The organism is Calothrix sp. CBUCES-K 9914, from assembly GCF_059640475.1.
The window spans coordinates 1-7,024 of sequence record NZ_JBXXZH010000366.1 but is presented as its reverse complement, the minus strand read 5'-3'; the positions used below and the strand labels follow the sequence as shown (position 1 = coordinate 7,024).

Sequence of the window (7,024 nt, the reverse complement as noted above, 5' to 3'; positions counted from 1 at the left end):
ACCCGTCTTTTGGTCTTTTATTAAGAAAACATTATATTCAATTGGTATTAGCCTACCACTTTTAAAATGACGAAATTGAAATTCTCCTTGCCAACGCCCATGTTGTGTCACTGCTGGCACTATGTGGTTTTGAAAATAACCCCAATCTTCAAGCGTATGATAGTCTGAAACATGTGTCTGTCTAAATTGTTCAATGCTGTCAAGACCAACAAGGTTCAATCCAGCTTCATTTAAATACCATGCTTGAGCATCAAGAGTTGCTATACCAATAAAATCAGTACTATTTTCAACTAAAGAAACAAACTTTTGCCTTTCTTCCTCAGCGAGTTTGCGGTCTGTAATATCGCGCGCTATAACTGCTAGAGCAATTGGCTGACTACTTTTATGGTTTTTTATTGTAAAAATGTTGTATTCTATTGGAATAAGGGCACCAGTTTGAAAGTTTTTATAGTTAAGTTCTCCTTGCCAGCTTCCTTTTTCAATAACTTGAGGTAAGATTTCTTTCTTTAAAAACTCTGAATCTTCAGGTGGATGAAAATCCTGCAGAGAGTTTTTCCGAACTTGGTCTTTATTTTCGATTCCTATAAGCTTCTGACCTGCTTCGTTGATAAACAACCCCTCGCCATTAAGTGTTGTCATACAAATAAAGTCTGGGCTATTCTCAATTAGAGCTACTAGTTTTTGTCTGTCTTCTTCGATAAACTTACGTTCGGTAATATCCATTATTAAGCCATCCCAAACAATATCACCGTTGGGTTGTTTTTCTGGACGTGATGAACCTTGCAACCATTTCAGGCGCCCTGATGGTGTTACAACTCGCCATTCATGGTTCCAAGGTTTGAGAGTTTTGCTTGAAGTTTGTACTGATTGATAAAAATTAGCTAAATCTTCAGGGTGTATTGCTTTAAATAATACTTCGCAGTCATTAAGAACTTGTTCAGGCTCTAATTCATAGATTTGACGACATCCAGCGTTGATATAGGAAAAGTAATGGGAGCCATTAGTACGTAAAACGTATTGATATAAAACTCCTGGTATATTAGATGATAGGTGTTGAAAACGCATTTCGCTTTTTCGCAGTGCGGCTTCAGCTTTTTGTCTTTGTATAACTTCTGCTTGCAGTTTCGTATTCGCTATATTTAATTCACTAGTACGCTTTTCTACTAAATTTTCTAGTAATTCTTTATACTGATGTAACTGTGTTTCCGCTAGCATTCGGTCGCTAATATCAATTATTAGTCCATCCCAGATAATATCGCCGTTGAGTTGTTTTTCTGGTCTTGCAATAGTACGCACCCACTTTAACTTACCTGTGGATGTAGTAACTCGACCTTCCCATACCCAAGGCAAAAGCGTCGAAGCTGAAATTGACATGGACTCTGTAAATGCTGAGTGGTCATCAGGATGAATTAGGTCACAAAATATTTTGGAATTTTGCTGAAGCTTTTCTGCTTCGACTTCTAGCAGTTGCTTGCAACCGGGACTGACGTAAGTTAGCTTGAAATCTCCAGAGGGATGCAAAAGACATTGGAAAATCATTCCCGGAACGTTTGCTGCTAACCTAGTCACGCGCGTTTGACTTTTCCTGAGCGCTTCTTGTATTTGCTTTTGCTCGGTAATTATTTCAGTACAAAAAATAGTTCCACTAATCTCACCGCTTTGGTCATACCAAGGACGACACTCCCACTTCAACCACTCTACTGAACCCGAAGCTTGTAAAATTTTTTCTGCCTCATACTGATGTGACTCACCTGTCAAACAACGGTCATGAACCTCTCTCCACTTTTGTGCAACACTTGGCAACACTTGGCAATTACACTGACCTATTAAACTAATTTCGCTACAGTTATGGTCTTGTAACCATTTGCGACTAGTGGCAACATAACGCATTTCCCGGTCGAAGATGGCAATAGCTACAGGTGTGTGTTCCAATAAAATTTGAGTCAATTCTGGGATATCCTGAGTGTACATAGCGCAGACGGTAGATTCCTAGTATTTATGCTGCAATAAAATATTCTTGGGCAGGCTACACTTAAGCTACCCATTAAGAAAGATTTTATACACCAATATAACTAAACTTCTACCGATTTAACTTCAGAGTTTTTAGGGAATTATCTATGTTTATTTGACGCAACACCTAATTTATCCCACACATCACACTTAGATTCTTGTGGGATGGGCATTCTTGTGGGATGGAGATTCTTGTGGGATGGGGGTCTTCGCCCGTCTTACCATAAGACTGTACAGATTTTTCTAAACAAACTTTCAATTGTTCTGCAATTACCTGTACTTGGGGTTCTTCCATGATATCTATATGAGAACCAGGAATATAATGTATGTCTAATTTTTCAACAATATCACCCCAGCCAAATAGAGGATCATATTCCACACCTACAGCTTCGTCCCTATTCTCGTCAAGAGTCCGTAACAGAGTCGCAGAACCTGGGTAAGTTTGAAAGATATATTGACTAGCAGCTAGTGCGTTAGCGTCTATAACTTTTAACTGCTTGTCATCTGATATTCCCTGTACGACTTGCAGGTGGTGTTTGTATCTTTCTTGGAACTGATAAGTACCCCATTCTCTCCAACCAGCAAGCTTTCGCCTCAAATAGGGGAGTCCTCCTTGCACAACATACTTTATATGTAAATACACTCGTTTCCAAGCTGACGAGCGTTTGTTATACCCAGGACGACAGGCATCTAATATACCGAGAAAAGCTACTTTTTGCCCCATAGAGTGGAATTGTTGAGCCATTTCGTAAGCAACAAAACCCCCAAAAGACCATCCCAGTAGAAAATAAGGACCATTCGGTTGAATGCTCTGAATTTCTTGGATATAGTGCAATGCCATATCTTCAATTTTAGTATGGGGAGGCTCTTTTCCATCTAGCCCGATTGGTTGTAATCCATAAACTGGTTGCTCTAATCCTAAATGCTTTGCCAAATTGCGATAACATAAAGTTTCGCCACCGAGGGGATGGATACAAAATAAAGGTTGTTTAGAACCTTTGGGTTGAATTTCTACTAAAGACGACCAAGTTTTTGATTTGTCATTAGTTAATGTTGAGGAAATAATCTGAGCAAGAGCTTCTACAGTTCCCGATGAAAACAAAGAAGATAGAGGGATTCTTTTGCCGAATGTATGCTCAATATTGGAGAATAAGCGCACGGCTAATAATGAAGTTCCTCCTAATTCAAAAAAGTTGTCCTGAATACCTACTTGCGATACATTTAATACTTGTTGCCAAATATTTATCAGTTTTTCTTCTATCTCATTTCTGGGTGCGACATACTCAGTCGGTACAAGTCCTGTAGCTAGTTGCTTTCGGTCAATTTCACCTGTTAGGGAAAGGGGCATTTCTTCGAGTTGGCGGAATTTACTTTTGCTGCGAGTGCCAAAGCGGTCGCATACTTTCAAGTTTCGCAACTTAGCTTCGTTAACGTTAGGTACTGAAGCAGTAAAATAAGCGCATAATTTTTGAGCATAACAAGATGTGCTTTCCAAACACTGGCGGATGTAAGGATGGTTTCCATCTAATCCTACAAGCAAATGTGCTGGTTGATGATGCAAACAAGCAAGGAAAGAATTTAATCCCTGAAGGGGTGACATTACTTGACGACCTTGAGCAAAACGCGCGTCCCTATATTCATAGCCACGACTTATACCTACACCAGCCCATGTACTAGAACCAAAGCAATAACTTTGTAACTTACTTTTGGCTCTTTGGTAGTGTGAAAAGCTGTCAAGAAAATTGTTAGCAGCAGCATAAGCACCGACGCTAAATGCACCAAAGAAACTTATCACTGAAGAAAAGCTGATAAAGACACCTTTGTTTTGCTGTTCGAGGAGTTGATGCAGAACCCAAGTACCAAAAACTTTGGGACGCAGTGTTGATGCCAAAGAAACGCGCGTTTCTTCAACCAATAGCCGCTCGCCTCCAATTCCTGCCAAATGAATTACTCCTTCTAACTCGCATTGCCAGTTAGACTTGGCTCGGTCAACCACTTGTTCCAACTGGGTTAAATTACATATATCCGCAGCTTCATAAATTACTTCGCCTCCTAGTTGCTCTAAAGATAAATAAGCCTGAATTCGTGTGGAAATAGCATCTTCTTGCTGAGAAATATATTCGAGCCAAGTACTTTTTTTAGGAAGAGGAGTTCGACCCACCAACAACAACCTAGCTTGATAGTGTTGTAGCAAATATTTAGCAATTTCTATACCAATTTCTCCCAAACCGCCAGTTATTAGATACATTCCCCCATACTGAAAGGGCAAATCCTGTGTTTGCTGGTGTATCATATCAACTTTCGACAATCGACAAACTAAACGTTGTTGATTGCGGTAAGCGACTTCTCGCTCTTTCTGCATCACCTGAATTTCACGGAGAAGGCACTTAGTATCGGCTTCAACTTCTCCGGTTAAATCGATATGGCGACAGTCCAACCAAGGAAGTTCTTGGGGTATGGTTTTAATCATCCCCAAGATAGGACTGTTTTCGTAAGCGATTTCCTCACCTGCTTCGGTCGGTTGGGTATGACTAGAAATAACTGATAACCGTATATTTGATCCTTCTGCGATTTGCGAAAGTGCTTGAACTAAGAACAGCAAACTATAAACTCCGCGTTCTTGTGCTTGCTCTAGTGCTTCTAAGCTTGAAATCTCTCCTTTATACTTGTCATAAGTCCACAGATGCAAAATCTGGGAAATCTCTAAATTTTCGGCTAAAAGTGATTTGAGTAGACGCTGATAATGTTCGGGATTCTTTGGGTCTATAGAATAGCGCTTACTGTCAAATTGAACAAATTCTGTTCCAGCTTCAATACAAATGCTGTGTACTTGCTTCTGCTTTAATTCTGCACATAAATGCAAACCCAATCCCAATTGATCGAGGAACACCAGAAAACATCCAGTTGGAATTTTAGTATTTAAAGTTACCGCTTCTTGTCGGCGCCAAATCTTTTTGTAGAACCAATCTGGTAATGTATTATCATTAGCACACTTAATATCTATTTGCTTAATAATTTCTGTAAATTTACCATTATCAAACTGCTGTTTTAATTTCGAGCGTTGGATTTTGCCGATTGCAGTTTTAGGAATCGCCTCTTTTTTAACTGGAATTAGATAATCTGGATTTACACCAATTTCTCGAACAATATTTCTCCGAATTTCTTTGACCAAATGTACTAACTCGTTATCTTCAGTTAGGGAAGTATGAAAAACCAGAGCGAGCTTGTCGGTATCGCTTTCTTTATCTCGCACTGCAAAAGCAGCAGTGTAAGAAACTTCGACTTTTTCTACCAATTCGACAATCGCTTCAATTTCATGACTGTAGTGATTTAAACCGTTGATGATAATAACATCTTTCTGGCGCCCAGTTATCGTCAGGCGCCCCTGATGAATATATGCTAAATCTCCGGTTTTCAACCAACCATCTTCTGTAAAAGCTTCAAGGGATAGTTCCGGATTCTGATAATAACCGCAGGTAATCATCTCTCCAGAAATCTGTAACTCACCAATAATATTTTCGTTAACTACTTGATTATGCTTATCTACAATCCGCATTTTGAAACCGGGAATTGGAACTCCCACTTCCACAAATGGATAATCAGGTGATGGTAAATTTAATAAGTACTTATGAGAGAAACAAACCGCCGCACAAGTTTCCGACATTCCCCACGCGGAATGCATCGCGTTAATTGATAAGCTGTGGGGTGCAAGTAATTCCCAGAACAAACGTGCCGTTTTTGGAACAATCACCTCAGCAACGGATAAAATAGATTTTACCGCCGAGAAATCCCATCGCCTTTGTTGAATGACTTCTTTGCGAGCATTGACTAATCCTAAAGCAAAGTTTGGCGCCCAAGCGAATGTCACACGATAACGGTCAATCCAATCCAACCACCTTAGAGGGTCTTCTAATACAACTTCTGCGCTCCCGTGAATTTGTTGTGAACCGACGTAAATATCTCGAATCGAACAGCGAATCAAACTCCCTACATGATCTAAATTCAACCAGTTCAACGATATATCATCGCTTGTAAAATTATTCATCCTCGCACTTGCAGCTACATTACTCAAGATATTTCGGTGACTCAACATCACTCCTTTTGGTATGCCTGTGCTGCCAGAAGTTAAAATTAATATCGCTAAATCGTCTGGTTGACTGACATGACAGTTTTTATCCGGTTCGCACAACCGTAAGCGATCAACTGTTTCAACTTGGAAGTTTTCCACACTCAAAAAGTTGGATAAAGAACGTACTTTTGAAGCTAATTCGGCAGTCGTTAGAATTATTGGTTTATCCAACATCTGCCAAGCATTATACAGCTTTTGCACAGTACTGTTGTTCGGTTCATAAGTTGGAGCAGTCGATATTGGAACAGGCACAAAACCGCCCAAAATGCAACCCCAAAAAGCCGGAATAAAGTCCCAATTCTGATTTATCTGGAAAATAACTTTATCTCCAGGTTTTAGTCCAAGTTGACACAATCCTCCTTTGATTCGTTGTGCTTCGTTTAATAAAGCTTCATAGGACTGCACAATCTCAGAACCGTCAGCTTTTATGTAGAGAATTCCTTTGTCCTTAACTAAGAGTGCTGTCCGTAACAAAGCTGCTGATAAAGTACTTGGAGCGTTAGTTTCTAACTCACTAGCGGCACCGTAACTAATAGATTTTTGCTGCACTGTAACTGCATCAGATGAAACTTCGGGCAGTTTTCCAGCTTTCTCTGAATATAGACTTTTAATAACACCCCTACTTTTTACGAAGGGTAGCAAATCTGACAGATGTAGCGGTGGGATTTTCTCGTTATAATCTTCAACTATTACTGCTACCTGCTCAATATCTGGTAGAGATTCTAGACGTTGTTCCCATCGCTGTATCAACTCAGAATCAAGCGCTTCAAGTTCAATTAAAGCTTGTTCGTCTATTTGCCCCGATTCTGTCAGCGGCACAGTAGACACCGGAATATAGGCATCTGGTATCATCGCAGGAGGCAGCACGTCTCGCAAATACGATTG

Annotated in this window: 2 protein-coding genes; both read right to left on the bottom strand. The window is 39.9% G+C overall.

What is annotated here, in order from left to right; genetic code table 11:
• The coding region (locus AC2JBO_RS41395) for a PAS domain-containing protein (protein WP_496959442.1) at window positions 1–1,971 on the bottom strand (1,971 nt) is incomplete at its 3' end.
• 166 nt (window positions 1,972–2,137) lie between these two features.
• Entirely contained in the window at window positions 2,138–7,006 is a 4,869-nt protein-coding gene (locus AC2JBO_RS41390) for an SDR family NAD(P)-dependent oxidoreductase (RefSeq protein WP_496959441.1), read from the bottom strand.
• Window positions 7,007–7,024 lie beyond the last annotated feature (18 nt).